The organism is Arthrobacter sp. GW460-12-1-14-TSB2 (assembly GCF_059423525.1).
In genome coordinates this window covers 90,038-109,464 of sequence record NZ_JBWKYC010000019.1, presented here as the reverse complement: position 1 = coordinate 109,464, position 19,427 = coordinate 90,038, and the positions used below count along the sequence as shown (strand labels likewise).

Sequence of the window (19,427 nt, the reverse complement as noted above, 5' to 3'; positions counted from 1 at the left end):
CTTACTCGCGACGACGTGTTCCACCAACGCTACGAAAGCTGGCTCAACGACCATTGACACCTATAGGAGCATCAATTAACGCCGCTTCAAAGCATCAGGCCGAAAGTCAGCCTGCCAGGACCTGCCTGACCCCGAACTCTCCCACGGCGAACATCCGCGGATTGTCGTCGGAGTTGCTCAGCATCGCGGTGGACAGGACGAGAGCCCAGCCCCGGGCCCTCATCCAGGTGTCCCTGTCCACAGCGGCGCCAAAGGCGTCCGTGAAGCGGCGGCGGGCGCCGGCGTCGAACATCAGCCACCCCACCGCAAGATCAACGGCCGGATCCCCTGCCCCAACGTCGCCGAAATCGATGACGCCGGCCAGCGAGCCGTCGTCCGCCAGAAGGATATTGCCCGGGTGAAGGTCCCCGTGAAGCATCATCGCCGGACCAGCCCAGGCTTTAGCGGCAAGGGCCTGCGCCCACACCGCACCCAGCGCGGCTGCCTGCGGGTAGCGTTCGCGGTCCCCGAGCCGTTCCACCACCGCAGCGTCACGGTCCGCCAGCGGCACGCCGCGGAATGGATTCACCGGGACGCCGGTTTCGGCCGGCACATGGAGGGAAAGGAGGAAATCGGCCAGGCCTTCAGCGGCCGGCCCGCGGTCTGCCGGGCCGACGTCGGCCGCGGCGGCTCCGGGAACCCACCGCACGATGCTCCAAGGCCAGGGAAAGTCCGACGTCGGCCGGCCGGCATGGACAGGCACAGGAACCGCAACCGGGGAGCGGCGGGCTATGTCCGGAAGGTACTGCTTCTCACGGAGAATCAGCGGTACAGCCTCCGCCCTGCGGGGCAGCCGGACCGCCAAGTCATCACCGAGCCGGAATGTCGCGTTGTCCCAGCCGTTCGCAACCCGGGCCAGGGGACGATCACCGAGGTCGGGCCGCTGGTCCCGGACAAGGCACTGGACGACGGTGTCGCTCACTTCCAGCGTGGCTGGTGGCATTCCCGCCATTCAGAGATCCGCCTCCCTTGATCCCGCGACGCAACCGGACCTTTCCCTTGTCCGAATATAGTTCAGTACCCCGGAGCACGCGGTTGCTCGCTGGCTGGTGGTCCGGCGTTCTCAGGCCGGGGGACGTGGCTGAAAGTGGAGTGTTTCCAGATAGTCGTCGTACTCGTCGTCCCGGACATCATCGTTCGGGAAACCACCGGGAAGGGAACCCTGACTTAATCCGGCCAGAAGGACGTGCTCAAGCCCCGGCTCGGTGTTCATGGCCGAGTCCTGGACGATTCCGGTGGCCACGCCCGGTATTTTTGCGTTGGCCATTTCATCGATCCCGGCCGCGCTGGCTGCGACCAGGAAAAACGCCGCGACGGCGGCCAGCCCGGGAACTGTTCTCCTTCTCCATGCGCTCATACTCTGATCGTGGTCTCCCCGCATGAGAAGGAGGCACCGTTTGCCTATGGGCGGGCTGTGAATGCCCGCCCGGGCCAACGACGGCGGGCGGTGCCGCCGTCGTCGTTTGACGGGAGGGCCTGCGGTTGTTCACAGTTGGTCAGTGCCCTTGAACGTTGAACAAAGCGCCCCGGGCACTCCCGCTCCCGGCCCACGGCCGCTGCGGCGGCAGATTGCGGCCCTCTGCGGTTTTCTGGCGGTCTCGTGGACGGTGTCGTTGCTGGGATCCCTGCCGATCAGGTTGAACGGCGCCTGGTACGCGGCTGCGAACAAGGCACCATGGAGCCCGCCGGGGTGGATGTTCGGCTCGACCTGGCTGGTGCTGTACGCGGCCATGGCGGTGGCGGCGTGGCTGGTGTGGCGGCAGCAGCGGTTCCCGCGCCGGGAGGCGTTCAAGGTCTACGGCGGCCTGCTGGTGCTGAATCTGTCGTGGCCGCTGACGTTCTTCGGCCTGTATCCGATCATTGGCGACGCCGCGCTGTGGCTGGCGTTGCTGGTGATCGCAGCCCACGCCGTGGTTGCGACGTTCGCCGTGCTGCGGTTCGGGCCGATCAACACGACGGCGGGAGTATTGATGCTGCCGTACGTTTCGTGGCTGGTGTTCTCGGCCAGCCTGAACCTCTACGCCGCCCTGAACAACTAAGGCTTGGGCGCCGGGGTCAGCTCCGGACCGATTCTTTGGTCAGTGGATGCGACGGTCAGTGGATGCGACGCGTATCCGGCTCAATCGCCCACGCAAGGCGGTGGAGCAGGCTGGCCATCCGGCCTCGCATGGCGGACCAACGCGACAGCCGTGGTCTGGTTGTCCTGTGCACTCGCGGAGCATTCGGGAGCGCGCTCGTGGCGGTGTCGTCTGTCCCGGCAAGAAAAAGTGCCATGAAGCCTGAACTGTCCATAGAGGTATCCCTGAATTATTTGAAGGTGTTGCCTGCGGGCGAGGACCAGTGGCTCCGAGGCGGGCTGATTCTTGAGGCGAGGAAACCGGCACACGCGGTCCAAGCCTTACTTTGATTATCAGGCATCCTCGGCGGAATCCGCCAACCAGTTGACCAATTGTTTCGCACGCCAAACGGCAGCGGGCGACGGCGGGACCTCCCGCCGTCGTCCGCTTAAGTGTTCGTCCGCCTAAGTCTTCGTCCGCCTAAGTCTTCGTCCGCTTACGTAAAGCTAGCTGCTCGGGGCGCTTCAACGATGGCCAGTTGCCCGGTCGAGTCAGGGACGCCGGGAAACTGCACGTGCGGGGCCTCGGCAGCGGCCGCCGGTGAATCCTGCATGGACCGCATGCGAAGAAGCGCCACCGCGGAAATGAGGAACCAGGCGATATTCGTGACCACGGACGGCCATGCTTCGTGGAAGGCGCCGTTGATGATGAAGGCGCAGGAACCGAGGAGATTCGCGGTCTGGAAGCCCTTGCCGGCCTTCAGCCAGCCCATGGACACCGCCAGGTACGCACTGAGGATGGCAACAGCGCCTGCCCAGCCGGCAATTTCCCAGAGCAGTTCCATGATGTCCTTTCGGGGGTGGTGCCCGGCTGCCATCCGCTGGGCGGAAGGTGCAGATAGCGGGCTGAAGTTACGTGTTTCGGGGCCGTTGCCGATCGGATCAGGCATCCCTGGATTTGGCTTTCAACAGCAATTATGAGGACGGCATGACTGTAGATCAATTGCACTCCTCTGAAGATGTGGTTTAGAACTACTTAACATGGATATTGATCCGCGCCGACTGCGAGTCCTCCTTGCGGTTGCCCGCACGGGCGGGGTGCTCGCCGCGGCTGACGAACTGGGGATTACGCCCTCGGCCGTGTCCCAGCAGCTCAACAAGCTGGAGGACAAGACGGGGCATGCGCTGGTGGTTCGCACACCCAAAGGCTCGGTCTTGACACCCGCGGGCCTGGCCGTTGCGGAAGCCGGTGAGGAGATCGAGCGTGCACTCAGCGTTGCCCGCGCCCGGATGGAGGGCGGGGCCAAGGTCGCGGGGGTGGTGCGGGTGGGCGGATTCACCAGCTTTGTCCGCACCGTGGTCATCCCGCGCCTGCCCGAGTGGCGCATCCGGTACCCGCAATTGCAGATCCGGATGATTGAAGACGACTTCCCTGCCTTGCTGCGGCTGCTCCGGCAGCGCGCGCTCGACGCCGTTGTGGTGGAGCTCGATTCGACGACGCCCGGCCAAGGCTCACTGCCCGCCGGAATGATCGAGGAGCCCCTACTGGACGAGCCGTGGAAACTGGTGGTTCCCGCGGGTGCCCTGCTCACCACCGAGAACATCGACCTTGGCCACCTGCCACTTCCGTGGCTCGGCGTCGATTCCTCAGCCGCCAACGCTTCCGTGCTCGGCCGGCTCCGTCAGTCAACGGGCGCCCAGATGGAGACGGTGCATCAGTACCAGGACACGCTGACCGCACTGGCCCTCGTCGCGGCGGGCGAGGGTGTCGCCATCGTACCCACCCTGGCGTTGAGCGGCGTCAGCCATGACGGGGTGGATGTCCTGGACGTCCCGGGACTGGGCACGCGTCGCATCGTCCTGCGGCGGTACGACCGGCGGCGGTCAGCCAGCATGCCGGTTGACACAGTCGCGCGCCTGCTACGGGAATCGGCGGCGGCGTTCGACACGAGGTCCACATCCTGACCGCCTACAGCAAGGTCATACGGACCCGGAAAGTGCACTCGTACGGGTTAGGCAATAGTCTGGCCAGATGGGGACCAATGCCGTGAACTCCGGCGAACAGATGGACAGGCAGTCGCGCATTCTCGAGGCGGCGCTGGATCTGCTGTCCCGCCACGGGATTTCGGGTGTGAGCATGCGGGCCGTGGCCCGCGAAGCCGGCGTCGCGCTCGGCCTGGTGAACTACTACTACGACGACAAGACGAGCCTGATACGGGCAGCCCTGCGCCGGGTCGACGAGCACGACCTTCTGCTGGTGGCGCCCGACCCGTCGTCAGGTCCGGAGGAACAGCTGCGCAAGGCCCTGCGCCGAGTGGCGGCCGCCGATCTGCTGACCACCCGCTACCTGTCCCTGCGCCTGCACCTTTGGGCCCTTGCCCAGGCGGACGAGGGCTATGCACAGATCAACGCCGAGGCCTTCGACCGCTATCTCGATGGCCTCGCTGCATTGGTCTCCAACGCCCAACCCGATCTTTCCTGGGAGACATGCAGGGAGCGGGCGGCTGACATTGTCGTCATCCAAAACGGCATGTGGCTGACGGCACTTCTCGGCGTAGATGAGGCCTCCATCCAGAGAAGCATCGCCCGCACGGAGCAAATCGCCTTCGCGCCGCTTCAGGACCACACCATCAAGGACCACGAGCTGCACGAGTCCTGAACCACCGGCAGCCGGGCAGGCTAGCTCCATACGTAGCATTGAACAACTGTTCAAAAAAGTATTGAACAGTCGTTCAATGTCCGCTACTGTCCTTCGTATGACTTACGCCACACCCCTTCGGGACGTCACCCAAACCGCAACAACCGAGACAGCATCCAGCCTGTTCATCAACGGTGCATGGGAGCCGGCCGCCTCCGGCGCCGTGCGCGAAATCCGAAACCCCGCCGACGGCGAGCTGGTGGCCACAGTGTCGGAGGCCGGCCGGGAGGACGCCGAGCGCGCCATCTCCGCAGCCCGTGCCGCCTTCGACTCCGGAATCTGGTCGAATGTCCCGGCACCCGAGCGCGGCACCTTCCTGCTCAAGGTCGCCGCCGGCCTGCGCGAACGCCGGGAAAAGTTCGCCCGCGCCGAGTCGCTGGATACCGGCAAGCGCATGGTCGAAAGCCGCATCGACATGGACGACATTGCCGCCTGCTTCGAGTACTTCGGCAGGCTCGCCGGGCAGCAGGCGGGCCGCATGGTCGACGCCGGGAACGCCGAGGTGGTCAGCAAGATCGTCTACGAACCCGTGGGCGTCTGCGGCCTGATCACGCCGTGGAACTACCCCCTGCTCCAGGCGGCGTGGAAGATCGCACCCGCACTGGCCGCCGGCTGCACCTTCGTCCTCAAACCCTCCGAGCTGACCCCGTCCACCGCCATCCTGGCCATGCAGCTGCTGCAGGACCTCGGCCTGCCGGACGGCGTCGCCAACCTGGTGACCGGAGCCGGCGCGGAGGCGGGCGCACCGCTCTCGGAACACCCCGCCGTCGACCTCGTCTCCTTCACGGGCGGGCTGGAAACCGGCAAGCGGATCGCGGCGGCCGCCGCCGGCACCGTCAAGAAGGTGGCACTGGAGCTTGGCGGCAAGAACCCCAACGTGGTGTTCTCGGACGCGGACTTCGACGCCGCCGTGGACAATGCCCTGAACGGGGCGTTCGTCCATTCCGGGCAGGTCTGCTCCGCCGGGGCGCGGCTGGTGGTGGAGGAATCGATCGCCGAACGCTTCGTGGACGAGCTGGTCCGCCGTGCTAGGGACATCCGGCTGGGCGGCCCCTTTGATGATGACGCCGAAACCGGGCCGCTGATTTCCGCGGCCCACCGCGACAAAGTCCACGCCTACGTCCAGCGCGGCATCCAGGAGGGTGCGCGGCTGCGGACCGGCGGCGCGGCACCGCAAGGGGAAAAGTACGACGGCGGGTTCTACTACCAGCCGACCGTCCTGGACCGCGTGGAACGAGGCATGTCCGTTGTCACCGACGAGGCGTTCGGCCCGGTGGTGACGGTGGAAACATTCCGTACCGAGGACGAAGCGGTGGCGATCGCCAACGACACCATCTACGGCCTGGCCGGGGCGGTCTGGACCCAGGATGCCGGCAAGGCGCAGCGCGTGGCATCCCGGCTGCGGCACGGCACCATCTGGATCAACGACTACCACCCCTACCTCCCCCAGGCCGAGTGGGGCGGCTTCGGCCAGTCCGGCGTCGGCCGCGAGCTGGGCCCCACGGGCCTGGCCGAATACCAGGAGGCCAAGCACATCTACCAGAACACCAGCCCGCAGGTAACCGGCTGGTTCGCTGACCACGGCAAGGAGAACTAGATGCACTACGAAAACATCGACGACGTCCCCGAGCGCGGGTTCGACTACGTCGTCATCGGCGGCGGATCCGCTGGTGCCGCCGTCGCCGCCCGGCTGAGCGAGGATCCGGACGTGACCGTGGCCCTGGTGGAGGCCGGCCCGGACGACCGCAACCTGCCGGAGATCCTCCAGCTGGACCGCTGGATGGAGCTGCTCGAATCCGGATACGACTGGGACTACCCGGTGGAACCGCAGGAAAACGGCAACTCCTTCATGCGGCACGCCCGTGCCAAGGTGATGGGCGGCTGCTCGAGCCACAACTCCTGTATCGCGTTCTGGGCTCCCCGTGAAGACCTGGATGACTGGGAGTCCAAGTACGGTGCCACCGGCTGGAACGCCAGCGCCGCCTGGCCCCTCTACCAGCGGCTGGAAACCAATGAGGACGCCGGGCCGGACGCACCCCACCACGGGGACTCAGGACCCGTGCACCTGATGAACGTGCCCCCGGTTGATCCTGCCGGCGTCGCGCTCCTGGACGCCTGCGAACAGACGGGCATTCCCCGCACGAAGTTCAACACCGGCACCACCGTGGTCAACGGCGCCAACTTCTTCCAGATCAACCGCCGCGCGGACGGCACCCGGGCCTCCAGCTCGGTCTCCTACATCCACCCCATCATCGACCGCGACAACTTCACCCTGCTCACGGGCCTCCGCGCCCGCCAGCTGGTGTTCGACGCGGACAAGCGCTGCACCGGCGTCGACGTGGTGGACTCCGCGTTCGGCCGGACCCACCGGCTCTCCGCGCACCGCGAGGTCATCCTGTCCACCGGCGCCATCGACTCCCCCAAGCTGCTGATGCTCTCCGGCATCGGCCCGGCAGCCCACCTGGCCCAGCACGGCATCGAGGTCCTGGTGGACTCCCCCGGCGTCGGCGAAAACCTGCAGGACCATCCCGAAGGCGTGGTCCAGTTCGAGGCCAGGCAGCCCATGGTGCAAACATCCACCCAGTGGTGGGAAATCGGCATCTTCACCCCCACCGAGGAGGGCCTGGACCGCCCGGACCTGATGATGCACTACGGTTCCGTCCCGTTCGACATGAACACCCTGCGGCACGGCTACCCCACCACGGAGAACGGCTTTTCCCTCACCCCGAACGTCACGCACGCCCGCTCCCGCGGCACCGTCAGGCTGCGCAGCCGCGACTTCCGCGACAAGCCCATGGTGGATCCGCGCTATTTCACGGATCCCGAAGGCCACGACATGCGGGTCATGGTGGCCGGCATCCGCAAGGCCCGCGAAATCGCCGCCCAGCCCGCCATGGCCGAATGGACCGGCCGCGAGCTCTCGCCCGGCGTCGAGGCGCAGACGGACGAGGAGCTGCGGGAGTACATCCGCAAGACCCACAACACCGTGTACCACCCGGTGGGCACCGTCCGGATGGGCCCGGCCGACGACGATCTGTCACCGCTGGATCCCGAGCTGCGGGTCAAGGGCGTCACCGGCCTGCGCGTGGCGGATGCCTCCGTGATGCCTGAACACGTCACCGTCAACCCCAACATCACCGTCATGATGATCGGCGAGCGCTGCGCGGATTTGATCCGGGCCGGCCACACCGATGGCGCTGAAAGGGCCGCTGCAAGGAAAGAGGAGGAGCTCAGCCCGTCCTTCGCCTGAGAGGCAAGTTCCGGAGGCTATTGATTTCACCCGCGCCCCTTGTGGCCGCGGGGTGCATCGTCGTACTTTTCTGACTTAGGAGTTCACACATTGGAACCCAGCAAGAGTATTGATTCAAGCGGCATGGATGAATTTGGCTACACCCAGACCCTGGACCGGAGCATCGGCAAGTTTGCCAGCTTCGCCGCAGGCGTCAGCTACATCTCCATCCTGACCGGCGTCTTCCAACTGTTCTACTTTGGTTTTTCCATGGCCGGCCCGGCGTACGCCTGGTCCTGGCCCATCGTGTTCGTCGGCCAACTGATGGTGGCGCTGTGCTTTGCCGAGCTGGCCGGCCGCTACCCCGTGGCCGGATCGGTCTACAACTGGGCCAAGCGGCTCTCATCGGGGACCTCGTCCTGGCTGGCGGGCTGGCTGCTCCTGCTCTCCTCCATCGTGGCGCTGGGCTCCGTGGCACTGGCCCTGCAGCTCACCCTGCCCCAGCTCTGGTCCGGTTTCCAGTTCGTCGGTGACGGCACCGGGCCCTACGACTTCGCCATGAACGGCGTGGTGCTGGCCACCATCATGATCACCATCTCCACCCTCATCAACGCCTTCGGTGTGAAGCTGATGACCAGGATCAACAGCATCGGAGTCTTCGTGGAGCTGACCGCGGCCGTGCTGCTGATCCTCGCGCTGGGCTGGCACGTGGTGCGGGGGCCCGAGGTCTTCTTCGACACCGCCGGCTTCGGCGAAGGGCACGACCTCGGCTTCTTCGGCGTCTTCCTCATCGGCGCCATGGCTTCGGGCTACGTCATGTACGGCTTCGATACCGCCAGCTCGCTCGGGGAGGAAACGAAGGACCCCAAGCGCACGGCCCCCAAGGCCATCCTGCGCGCCGTCACGGCCTCGTTCCTGCTGGGCGGCCTGATCCTGCTGTTTGGCATCCTGGCCGCACCGGACCTGGCCGATCCCAAGGTGGGAGCTGCCGACGGCGGGCTGCAGTACATTGTGCTCTCCGTCCTGGGCGGACCTTTCGGCAAGGCCTTCCTGGCATGCATCGTGGTGGCCGTGGTGGTCTGCACCCTGGCTGTCCACGCCGCCGCCATCCGCATGATGTTCGCCATGGCACGGGACAACAACCTGCCGTTCAGCCGGCAGCTCAGCAAGGTGGATCCGGTCCGCAGGACCCCCAAGATCGCGGCGATCGTGATCGGCGTCATTGCCGTCATTCCGCTGCTGGTCAACGTGATGCAGCCGGCCATCTTCACCATCATGTCCAGCATCAGCATCGTCCTGATCTATCTGTCCTACCTTCTGGTCACTGTTCCGTTGCTGCGCCACCGGCTGCTGAAGAAGTGGCCACTGCGGGATCAGCAGTCCGAAGCCGGGTTCAGCCTTGGCAAATGGGGTCTGCCGGTGAACATCCTCGCGGTCCTGTGGGGCGGTGCCATGACACTGAATCTGGTCTGGCCCCGGCCGGAGATCTACAACTCGGTGCCGCCGTTCGAGTGGTACCTGCAGTGGGGCGGCGTGATCTTCGTGGGCGCCGTGATCATTGGCGGGACCCTGCTCTACCGCCTGAAGATCCGCCACCAGACCGGGGTGCTGGCCGAGCACGCCGCGGCAGTCGCAGCACATCCGTCGTCGGGCGCTGCGCAGCACGAATCTGCGCAGCACGAAGCCCCGGAGGATGCGCTCGCAGTCAAGATGGCCGCGTCGGAAGCTTAGTAACGCCCCCGGAAGGGTCGACGACGGCACTCACCTGAGCGCCGTCGTCGGCCCTTCTGCTTTACGCAGGGGCCTGCCAGCAGGCATGAGAACTAACGTCACACAACGTGACGGCCTCCGGATCCGGACAAGCACGTCCTACCCTTGACAGGTGACTTTGACTAAGATCCGCACCGCCGCCGCGAGCTCCCTCGCCGCCGCAGGTCTCCTGTTTACCCTCGCCGCCTGTTCCACGCCGGCCGCCACCCAGCCAACCACCTCCGCGCCAGCCTCCTCGGCAACGTCGTCATCCAGCGCCGCCTCCGGGCCCTGCACCGGCGTGAAGGTCATCGTGGATTCGGGTGCCCTGAAGCAGGCTGCCGCCGACACGTCCGTTTGTGTGCCCGTGGACTCGCCGACTGCCGCCTCCAAGGTGCTGGACGAGGCAAAGGTGAAAACCGAGGGCACCACGCAGTACCCCAAGGAACTGGTGTGCCGGGTGAACGGCGTGCCCGCCGCAGACCTCGACATCACCCACAAGGGCGGCACCTACCGGGAAGACTGCAGCAAGATGCCCGCAGCCTTCGCCTACTGGGCCCTCTGGGTCAAGCCGGCAACCGGCGACTGGGCCTACGCGCAGGAAGGCCTCGCCACCCTGCAGGTAAGCCCGGGACAGAGCCTGGAACTGCTCTTCACGGTCGACGGCGAACCGGCCGCCCCCAAGGCATGACCTTTCGACCCGCGCCGTTACGAGCAGGGGCGGCTCTCGCCGTCATCTTCATCGCGGCGCGGGTCATCTACCGCATCCTCTTCAACGGGGCGGACATTGGTGCACCGGTGCTGCTGGACCTGCCGGCGGTGCCGTTGCCTGCCCCGTACGCCCACGTGGTCCTCCTCGGTCCGGTCACGGCGCAGGGGCTGTGGGCGGCGGTCCTGTCCGCCCTGCCGGTTGCCGGGATGTTCCTCGCTTTCGGCCTGCTCAACGCCTGGGTGGATGTGGCCCGCGGCTTCGTGCACCTGGCCCGCCGCGGACCCATGCAGGGCCTGGCCCGGACCCTTGTGGTGGCGTGGGCGGCGCTCCCGGCGCTTTCCGACGCCGTGGCCTCCGTCCGCCTGGCGTTCCGGTTGCGGGGCGAACGCTTCGGACCCCGGGCCCTGGTGCCCGTGCTCGAGCGCACCCTTGAGCATGCCGGCCGGGTTGCCGCCGCCTTGGAGCTGCGCGGTTTCGGGAGCCGGGCAGCACACCGACCCATCGGGGGTACCGTCGCACCGGTCCTCGTCCGGGACGCACAATTCCGCATCGGTGACGCACAGGTGCGCGTCCCCGGGTTCGCGCCCGCCAGCGGGTCCATCACGGTTATCACGGGGCCCACGGGCTCCGGCAAGTCCACCTTCCTGCGGGGCATTGCGGGCCTCCTCTCACACATTGACGGCGGCACGGTCGACGGCACCGTGTGCGTCGGCGGAATTGACCGTGCCACCACGCCGCCGCGCGATACCGCCCGCGTCACCGGCGTCGTCCTGCAGAATCCCCGCGCAGCCTTCGCCACCACCCGGGTCCGGGACGAAATCGGCCTCGCCCTGGAGCTGCGCGGCATGGCAACCGGGACCGCCAAGGCCCGGGTGCTGGAGGTCGCGGAGCATATCGGGGTGTCGGCGCTGCTGGACCGCAATGTCAGCACCCTCTCGGCGGGTGAGGCAACGCTCGTAGCCATCGCGGCCGCGGTGGTGGAGCATCCGCCCCTTCTCCTGGTTGACGAACCCCTGGCCGACCTTGACACCACAGCACGCGGGCACGTCATCGCCGTGCTCAACGGCCTCGCCCGCGAAGAAGGTGTCTGCGTCATCGTGGCGGAGCACCGGGCGGAGCAGTTCGTCCCGGTTGCCGGCTCGTGGTGGATCATCGACGACGGCGCCCTGGTGCCGGGTGCCGCGCCAGCCGCACCTTCGCACCCTATCGATACGCGTCCGACGCCGGCTGAGCCAGCTGACCTCGCGCCGGTGCTGACGGCGACGAATCTTGCGGTGCACCGCAAGGGCAAGACGCTCGTGCGTGAGGCATCCCTGGCCCTGCACCGCGGTGAAGTGGTGGCCCTCGTGGGGCCGAACGGGGCCGGGAAGTCGTCCCTGCTGGTGGCGCTCGCCCTCGGTGAGGGAACGGTCGACGGCGGCATGGTGGACGGCGGCCGCGTCGCCCTAGTCCCGGACGCCTCGGACGACCTCTTCACCAGGGACACGGTGGGAGGAGAGCTCCGCGCGGCAGAGCGGCGCCGGGCGCGCGCTGCGCGTCAGGCCCGTACCGGTCGTCACCGGGACCGGCGCGTTGACCAGCCTGCCCCCATGCCTGCGGCGGCGCACCTGGCCCGTTTGCGCGGAGACGTGGGGATGCCCATCGGACATGAGCATCCCCGGGACCTCTCGGCAGGAGAGCGCAGGATCCTTGCCATCGCGTTGCAGACCATGGACGAGCCATCAGTACTTCTCATCGATGAGCCCACCCGGGGACTCGACCCTGCGGCCCGCATGGCAGTCTCGGCCGCGCTGCGGGCAGCAGCGGACTCCGGTACGGCGGTCCTGATCGCCACGCACGACCACGACTTTGCCCACGGCCTTGGCGCCCGGATCCTGCCGATGCGTGACGGCGTCGCGCCCTCATCTGTGGTGACCGAACCGGCCCTCGCGGCTCCCCGGCCAGCGGGGGCCGGACCGAGGCCACGGGTCATCGAACAAGCAGACTCCCAGGGCGCGGCAAGGCAGCGCCGCATCCGGCTGCCGCGGGGTGTCGAGCTGGCAGTTCTCGCAGCGGCAAACATAGTGGCATTTGCCGCGTTCTGCTGGCCGCTGCTGGCCGCGGCACTGCCGGAGGATGCCGCCGCGGCCCTCCCCTACGCGGCGCTGGCCATTGCGCCGCTCGCCGCCGTCGCCGTCGTCGTATCCCTGGACGGCTCGGTCCGCTCCGCACATACGGTGGCGTTGCTCGGCGTCCTGGCCGCCGTCGGTTCGGCGGTGCGGGTGGCGAGCACCGGCGTCGGCGGCGTGGAGGCGGTCTTTATCCTGTTGATCCTGGCCGGCCGGGCCTTCGGCGCGCGGTTCGGCATGCTTCTCGGCGCCGCCACCATCGCCCTCTCAAGTGCCTTGTGGGGTGGCATCGGGCCCTGGACACCGTTCCAGATCTTCGCCTGCGCGTGGGTGGGCGCCGGGGCAGGCCTGCTCCCCCGTCGTGTGCGGGGCAAGGCCGAACTGTGGATGCTGTGCGGCTACGGCATCCTGGCGTCCTACCTGTTCGGCCTGCTGACCAACCTGTGGTTCTGGCCCTTCGCCGTGGGCGCCGGCACCGGCATCTCCTACATACCGGGCGCGCCGCTGGGCACCAACCTCAGCAGCTTCCTGCTCTACTCACTGGTGACGTCGACGGCGGGCTGGGACACCCTGCGCGGCATCACCACGATCATTGGAATCGCCGTGGTGGGGCGGGCCATCCTCGCAGCACTTCGGCGGGTGAAGCCGGTATACAGCGACGGCGGGCAGGCCGCCAAGGCCCTACCCGCCGTCGTATCTGATCTGGAGGAGATCAGGCGTTAGTTTTCCGCTTGAACCAGCCCCACACGGCCGTGGCCACGAACAGGATCAGGCCGATGAATGCCAGCCACAGCAGGCCCTTCACCACGAAGCCGAGGATCGAAAGGACAAGCCAGATAATAAGCAGTGTGATGATAATTCCCATAGGGGAAGCTTAGGCGTTATCCCTGCTGAAACAGGCAGCGACTCCACCTCAGACTTTGAAGTACTTCGCCTCCGGGTGGTGGAACACGAAGGCGTCGGTGGACTGTTCGGGGTGCAGCATCAGCTCATCGCTCAGGATTACGCCCATCCGCTCGGGACGCAGCAGTTCCGTGACCTTGCGGCGGTCCTCCATGTCAGGGCACGCGGGGTACCCGAGCGAGAACCGTGCACCGCGGTAATCGAGCTTGAAGTACCCTGCCTTGTCCTTGGGCTCCTCGGCCGCGAATCCCAGCTCGGAGCGGATGCGGGCGTGCCAGAACTCCGCGAGCGCCTCGGTGAGCTGCATGACCAGGCCGTTGAGCTCGTAGTAGTCGCGGTAGTGATTCCCCTTGAACAGCTCGGAAGTCACCTCATCGATCTTCGAGCCGGCGGTGACCAGCTGCACCGGCAGGACGTCCACCTGCCCCGATTCGCGCGAGCGGACGAAGTCGGACAGGCACAGGTGCCGGTCGCGGCGCTGGCGCGGGAAGTCGAAACGCAGCCGCTCGGTGCCGATCGGACCGCCTGAGCCGCCGTCGGGGGCGAGCAGTCCCGCGGTGCCGAGGACGCCGTCGTGGTCCTCCCCGTGGTGCAGCACCACCACCTGTTCGCCCTCGGAGACCACCGGGAAATAGCCGTAGGCGACCGACGCGTCCAGCATTCCCTCGGCGAGGATGCGGTCCAGCCAGTACCGCAGGCGCGGCCGGCCCTCGCGTTCCACCAGTTCCTCGTAGGAGGCGCCGTCGTCGCCGCGGCCGGGCTTGAGCCCCCACTGCCCCATGAAGGTGGCTCGCTCGTCGAGCAACGCCGCGTAGTCGTGGAGTGCCACGCCTCGCACAATGCGCGTGCCCCAGAACGGCGGCGCAGGCACGGGGTTGTCGGCGGCGACGTCGGAACGGCCGGGCATCGCTTCCGGTTCGGTCACCGTGAACTTCGGGCCTCCCTTATGGATCCGCTTCTTCAGCGGCGGAAGGCCGACGGCGTCGGGGTCGGCGCCGCGGGCCACCTGCACCAGCGGTTCCATGAGTGACAGGCCCTCAAAGGCGTCCTTGGCGTACCTGACGGTTCCTTCAAACTGCTCCGCCAGGTCCTGTTCCACGTAGGCGCGGGTCAGGGCTGCGCCGCCGAGGATGATGGGCCACTTCTTCGCGAGCCCCCGGGACTGCAGTTCCGCGAGGTTCTCCTTCATCACCACGGTGGACTTCACCAGGAGCCCGGACATGCCGATCACGTCGGCGTCGTGTTCCTCGGCCGCGGCGATGATGTCGGCGATCGGCTGCTTGATGCCGATGTTGATCACTTTGTAGCCGTTGTTGGTGAGGATGATGTCCACCAGGTTCTTGCCGATGTCGTGCACATCGCCGCGCACGGTGGCGATCACCATGGTGCCCTTGCCCGACGCGTCCGACTTCTCCATGTGCGGTTCGAGCAGGGCCACCGCGTTCTTCATGACCTCGGCGGACTGCAGCACGAACGGCAGCTGCATCTCGCCGGCGCCGAAGCGCTCACCCACCACCTTCATGCCCTCGAGCAGCTGGTCGTTGATGATGGCCAGCGGGGTCATTCCCTCGGCGCGCGCCAGGTCGAGATCCTCTTCGAGGCCCTTGCCTTCCCCGTCGATGATGCGCCGCTGCAGGCGTTCGCCGGTGGGCAGTGCGGCGAGTTCCGCGGCGCGCTGGTCCTTCAGGGCTGCCGTGTCGACGCCGGCAAACATGTCAAGCATGCTGTTCAGGGGGTCGTAGGTGATGTTGCCGTCGTCGTCGTATTCGCGGCGGTCCCAGACGAGGTCCAGGGCCACCTTGCGCTGTTCCTCCGGCAGTGAGGCGAGCGGCACGATCTTGGCGGCGTCGATGATGCCGCTGGAGAGGCCCGCCTGCACGGCCTCGTGCAGGAACACGGAGTTCAGGACGATGCGCGCTGCCGGGTTCAGGCCGAAGGAGACGTTCGAGACGCCGAGGGTGGTGTGGATGCCGGGGTATTTCGCGGTGATCTGGCGGATGGCCTCGATGGTTTCGATGCCGTCGCGGCGGGTCTCTTCCTGGCCGGTGGCGATGGGGAAGGTCAGGGCGTCGACGATGATGTCTTCGACGCGCATGCCCCATTCGCCTACCAGGGAGTCAATGAGGCGGGAGGCGATGGCCACTTTGCCGTCGGTGGTGCGTGCCTGGCCGTGCTCGTCGATGGTCAGGGCGATCACGGCGGTACCGTGTTCCTTCACGAGCGGCATGATGCGCGCGAAGCGGCTGTCCGGGCCGTCGCCGTCCTCGTAGTTGACGGAGTTGATTACCGGGCGCCCGCCGATGTGTTCGAGGCCGGCCTGCAGCACGGGCGGTTCGGTGGAGTCGATGACGAGCGGGAGGGTTGAGGCCGACGCGAAACGCGAGACGATCTCCTTGATGTCGGCCACGCCGTCGCGCCCCACGTAGTCGATGCAGACGTCGAGCAGGTGCGCGCCGACACGGACCTGCTCGCGGGCGATATCGACGCAGTCATCCCAACGCTCTTCCAGCATCGCCTGGCGGAATGCCTTTGAACCGTTCGCATTGGTGCGCTCACCAATCGCGAGGTAGGAGGACTCCTGGTCGAACGGCACATGGTGGTAGAGGGAGGCGATGCCCGCTTCCCGTTCGGTGGGAACGCGGGCGCCGTCGGCGCCCCTCCCGCCGCCGGCGACGGCGTCGGTAGTGCGGAAGGGCGCAAGCCGTTCGACGACGGCGGCCATGTGCTCCGGCGTCGTACCGCAACATCCGCCTACGAGGCCCAGGCCGAATTCCCGTACGAACTGCTCGTGCGCGGTGGCGAGTTCGCTGGGTGACAGCGGATAGTGTGCGCCGTTGGGGCCCAGGACAGGGAGGCCAGCGTTGGGCATGCAGGCGATCGCGACGGAGGACTGCTTGGAGAGGTGGCGGAGGTGCTCGCTCATCTCGTCCGGGCCGGTGGCGCAGTTCAGGCCGATGGCGTCGACGCCGAGCGGCTCGAGCGCGGTGAGGGCCGCGCCGATTTCGGATCCCATCAGCATGGTCCCGGTGGTTTCGACGGTCACCTCGACGAAGATGGGGAGCCGGATGCCGCGGGTCACGATGGCCTGCTTGCAGCCGTTGACGGCGGCTTTGGTCTGCAGGAGATCCTGGCTGGTTTCGATGAGGAAGGCGTCCGCGCCGCCGTCGATGAGGCCCTCGGCCTGCAGGGCGAAGGTCTGCTTGAGGTAGTCGTAGCTGGTGTGGCCGAGGCTGGGGAGCTTGGTGCCCGGTCCCATGGAGCCGAGGACCCAGCGCATCCGACCGTCTGTTTGTTCAGCCGCTTCGGCGCGCTCGCGGGCGATCGCTGCGCCCTTCCGGGCGAGCTCTTCGATGCGGTCGTCGATGCCGTAGTCGGAGAGGTTGGACCAGTTGGCGCCGAAGGTGTTGGTTTCGACGGCGTCGATGCCCGTGGCGAAGTACGCGTCGTGGATGTCCGCGAGGACGTCCGGGCGGGTGTCGTTGAGGATCTCGTTGCAGCCTTCGAGCCCCAGGAAGTCCTTTTCAAGGGACAGTTCCCGGCCCTGCAGCATGGTGCCCATCGCGCCGTCGGCGATGACGACCCGGTGGTTCACCGCATCCAGCAGCGCCTGAGCGCGGACGGGACGGGGTACGGACTCAATATCAAGCGCAAAACGAGGCATCTAAACAGGTTACGTCCGGGGGCCGGAACGTTGCGCTGTGTGTCCGTGTACTACGGCGGGGGTTTCCGCTTCTGCCTAGACGTCCGTATCGGGCGCCGCGTTTCCCTACCTGGGCGCATGGGATGCAGTAACAGAAGTTAGTCAGCTCCAGCGGCAGCTGCTGAGTTGCAAAGACGGAGCGGACGACGGCGAGTGCCGAACCTCCGCCGTCTGCTTGAGTCGCGCTGAACGTATGTAACGCTGGACGCCGATCCCGTGGCGGCTCGATGTTGAAACGGCTAAGGGATGTTCGCGCTCCAATAAGACGGAACATGGACTCATCGTTGACGGGCATGTAGTTCGTTGTAACCGCGCGCTTTCAACGATGTTTCGGCGGAAGCTCGCACCGCTCGACAGCACCACACGCCCCTGCTTTCAAACCCCGCACAAATTGCCGTCGGCGGCCTCAAAAACAATCGACGGTAACGCGGTTGAATAGATAGGTGACACCTCGCTCGTCTGCCTCGATCGAAGCGACAAGGATCTAGGATGAAATCCTGGCTCGATGCCTGAGCCGGGGAGATGATCGCTGGGAAGTCAGCGGGAGGGGAGCGACCCATGACTACTTCTCATAGCGCGGCGGCCAGCGCGGCTGGATACCAGTACCAGACCTGGCTCAGTTTGTTCCTAATGCTTAAGGTCGGTCAAAACCGCCCGGACGCCAGAATTACGCTGGAACTTTACGACGACATTGCATGGGACGAAGCCGGTACTCCCACTGAGCTCCTGCAGACCAAGCACCACAGCCGGTCGAGCCCAAACCTCACAGATTCTTCGGAGGATTTATGGAAGACAATTAAGGCGTGGCTCGACTCCGGGATGGCCACCCACGCAGATGGACCCCAGCTATACCTCATCACAACCAGCACGGCACCCTCAGGTTCAATTGCGAGTGCGCTCACAGAGCAACACCGAGATGTGGGACTGGCTCTTGAACTACTCAACAAGACCGCCAGGAACTCCTCAGCAGCTAGTACCGAAAATGGCCGGCGCGCTTTTCTCGCCCTCCCGGATACTGCTCAGGGCCGCTTTATCTCAAGAATTACGATTGTGGATGGGTCACCCCTGCTGGAAGAGGTTGACGGACAAGTCAGGCGAGAACTTCTATGGGCCCTGCCCGACGGTCACGCAGACATGTTCATGGAACTGCTGTGGGGATGGTGGGATCAGCAGGCAGTCAAAATGCTCCGCGGCCTCATTGAAGGAATCGCAGTCCGCGACGTCAGACGGAAGATAAGCGAGCTCAGAGACAACTTCGCGCTGGGTAGCCTACCTACACTTGTTGAAATCTCACACCTCGATCTCGGCGAACTCCAACGAGAGCACCGAAAGCATATTTTCTACCGCCAACTCGAGCTTGTTCAGTGCCCACCGAGAAATCTTGCCCGAGCCGTAGGCGATTACTATCGGGCATACGTCCATTCGACCCGATGGGCTGACGATGACCTAATCCAGCTAGATGAATTAGAAGAATTTGAGGAAAAACTGATAGACGAATGGGAACGAGAATTCGAATTCATGTCCCTGGAGCTCGGAAATAGCCCTGATGCGGCAACAAAAGCCAGGGTAGGACTCGACTTATACAGAAAGCTGTTGGATTCGGACATCGCAGTCAGACCACGCCATGACGAGCCCTTCTTCGCAAGAGGAAAACGTCATGAACTAGCCGATACTGGCAGAATGGGCTGGCACGTCGACTTTGAAGCACTTCTAGCGGACGTGTTGAAGATTCAGCCTACGGACGCGGGGTAGATCTTGAAGACCTGGGGCAAGAGGTCGGCTGCAGCTAAGACGATGCTGAATCCTGCCTTGATCGCGGTCATCATCGGACAAAGCGCCAATGCCTACTACTCGCAGCGGCGCGAGCCGATGCCATGGACTCTAGCCTTCGTTGTAGTCACGATGGTGCTCCACAGCCCGACGCGGGACGCGTTGCCGACCTCGACTCGCACTCACTTGTCCACATGGTTGCTCAACAATCCAAGAATCTCGGCTGGGTTTTCATATAGAACCGAATCCCTCAGGGACCGCGTATTGGAGGGCCTTCGATTTGGCCTGCGACACCGGCACCTATCCATAGAATCATCAGGAATCGTTGCCCCCAAGATTGACCCTAGAGAAATGTCCGGGGAGCTGCAGGTCCTTTTGAAGAAGGCGGAACTCGCCGGACGTTGGCTTGCTAAGGTGCAAGGAGTGTCAACTGTCTACTCGCTTCTTGGGATGAAGGTCTAGT

General features: G+C 65.7%; 15 protein-coding genes. 10 read left to right on the top strand and 5 right to left on the bottom strand.

The features are described from left to right. Positions 1-106: 106 nt before the first annotated feature. Complete coding sequence (locus AC07YR_RS19290) at positions 107-991, bottom strand: aminoglycoside phosphotransferase family protein (RefSeq protein ID WP_494734923.1); 885 nt, start codon at positions 989-991, stop codon at positions 107-109. A gap of 111 nt (positions 992-1,102) precedes the next feature. After that, a complete protein-coding gene (locus AC07YR_RS19285; RefSeq protein ID WP_494734922.1) occupies positions 1,103-1,396 on the bottom strand; it encodes a hypothetical protein in 294 nt (97 codons plus the stop codon). 142 nt (positions 1,397-1,538) lie between these two features. Here AC07YR_RS19285 and AC07YR_RS19280 point away from each other — a divergent pair, with 142 nt between their 5' ends. Continuing rightward, entirely contained in the window at positions 1,539-2,078 is a 540-nt protein-coding gene (locus tag AC07YR_RS19280; protein WP_494734921.1) for a TspO/MBR family protein, read from the top strand. A gap of 514 nt (positions 2,079-2,592) precedes the next feature. Here AC07YR_RS19280 and AC07YR_RS19275 read toward each other — a convergent pair. Then, positions 2,593-2,940: a CBU_0592 family membrane protein gene (locus tag AC07YR_RS19275; protein WP_055798193.1), complete on the bottom strand. Its 348-nt coding sequence runs from the start codon at positions 2,938-2,940 to the stop codon at positions 2,593-2,595. Between the two features lie 196 nt (positions 2,941-3,136). On the opposite strand from AC07YR_RS19275, the gene AC07YR_RS19270 reads away from it, so the two are divergent. The 7 genes from AC07YR_RS19270 (at position 3,137) to AC07YR_RS19240 (ending at position 13,314) form a co-directional block, all read left to right on the top strand. Beyond that, complete coding sequence (locus AC07YR_RS19270; RefSeq protein ID WP_494734920.1) at positions 3,137-4,060, top strand: LysR family transcriptional regulator; 924 nt, start codon at positions 3,137-3,139, stop codon at positions 4,058-4,060. Between the two features lie 67 nt (positions 4,061-4,127). Further along, positions 4,128-4,754 (top strand): TetR/AcrR family transcriptional regulator, encoded by a 627-nt coding sequence (locus AC07YR_RS19265; protein ID WP_436058788.1) that lies wholly within the window; start codon positions 4,128-4,130, stop codon positions 4,752-4,754. Positions 4,755-4,851: 97 nt separating this feature from the next. Continuing rightward, entirely contained in the window at positions 4,852-6,390 is a 1,539-nt protein-coding gene (locus tag AC07YR_RS19260; protein ID WP_494734919.1) for an aldehyde dehydrogenase family protein, read from the top strand. Further along, positions 6,391-8,043, top strand: a complete 1,653-nt coding sequence (locus tag AC07YR_RS19255; RefSeq protein ID WP_494734918.1) for a GMC family oxidoreductase — start codon at positions 6,391-6,393, stop codon at positions 8,041-8,043. A gap of 123 nt (positions 8,044-8,166) precedes the next feature. Next, positions 8,167-9,753 (top strand): APC family permease, encoded by a 1,587-nt coding sequence (locus AC07YR_RS19250; protein ID WP_494734917.1) that lies wholly within the window; start codon positions 8,167-8,169, stop codon positions 9,751-9,753. A 151-nt stretch (positions 9,754-9,904) separates the two neighbouring features. Further along, complete coding sequence (locus AC07YR_RS19245; RefSeq protein ID WP_436058792.1) at positions 9,905-10,462, top strand: hypothetical protein; 558 nt, start codon at positions 9,905-9,907, stop codon at positions 10,460-10,462. After that, positions 10,459-13,314, top strand: a complete 2,856-nt coding sequence (locus AC07YR_RS19240) for an ATP-binding cassette domain-containing protein (protein ID WP_494734916.1) — start codon at positions 10,459-10,461, stop codon at positions 13,312-13,314. The genes AC07YR_RS19245 and AC07YR_RS19240 overlap by 4 nt, the downstream gene beginning before the upstream one ends. Here the strand turns inward: AC07YR_RS19240 and AC07YR_RS19235 are convergent. Together AC07YR_RS19235 and metH are read right to left on the bottom strand one after the other, a co-directional pair. Continuing rightward, the gene (locus AC07YR_RS19235; RefSeq protein ID WP_028269736.1) at positions 13,304-13,456 is read right to left on the bottom strand and encodes an LPXTG cell wall anchor domain-containing protein; all 153 of its coding nucleotides are present in this window, start codon (positions 13,454-13,456) and stop codon (positions 13,304-13,306) included. The genes AC07YR_RS19240 and AC07YR_RS19235 overlap by 11 nt on opposite strands. Before the next feature lie 48 nt (positions 13,457-13,504). Then, on the bottom strand, positions 13,505-17,155 hold the full coding sequence (gene metH / locus AC07YR_RS19230) for a methionine synthase (protein WP_494734915.1): 3,651 nt from the start codon (positions 17,153-17,155) through the stop codon (positions 13,505-13,507). Positions 17,156-17,752: 597 nt separating this feature from the next. Between metH and AC07YR_RS19225 the strand changes: the two genes are divergently transcribed. After that, positions 17,753-18,946 (top strand): ABC-three component system protein, encoded by a 1,194-nt coding sequence (locus AC07YR_RS19225; RefSeq protein ID WP_494734914.1) that lies wholly within the window; start codon positions 17,753-17,755, stop codon positions 18,944-18,946. A gap of 3 nt (positions 18,947-18,949) precedes the next feature. Further along, complete coding sequence (locus AC07YR_RS19220; RefSeq protein ID WP_494734913.1) at positions 18,950-19,426, top strand: three component ABC system middle component; 477 nt, start codon at positions 18,950-18,952, stop codon at positions 19,424-19,426. Position 19,427 lies beyond the last annotated feature (1 nt).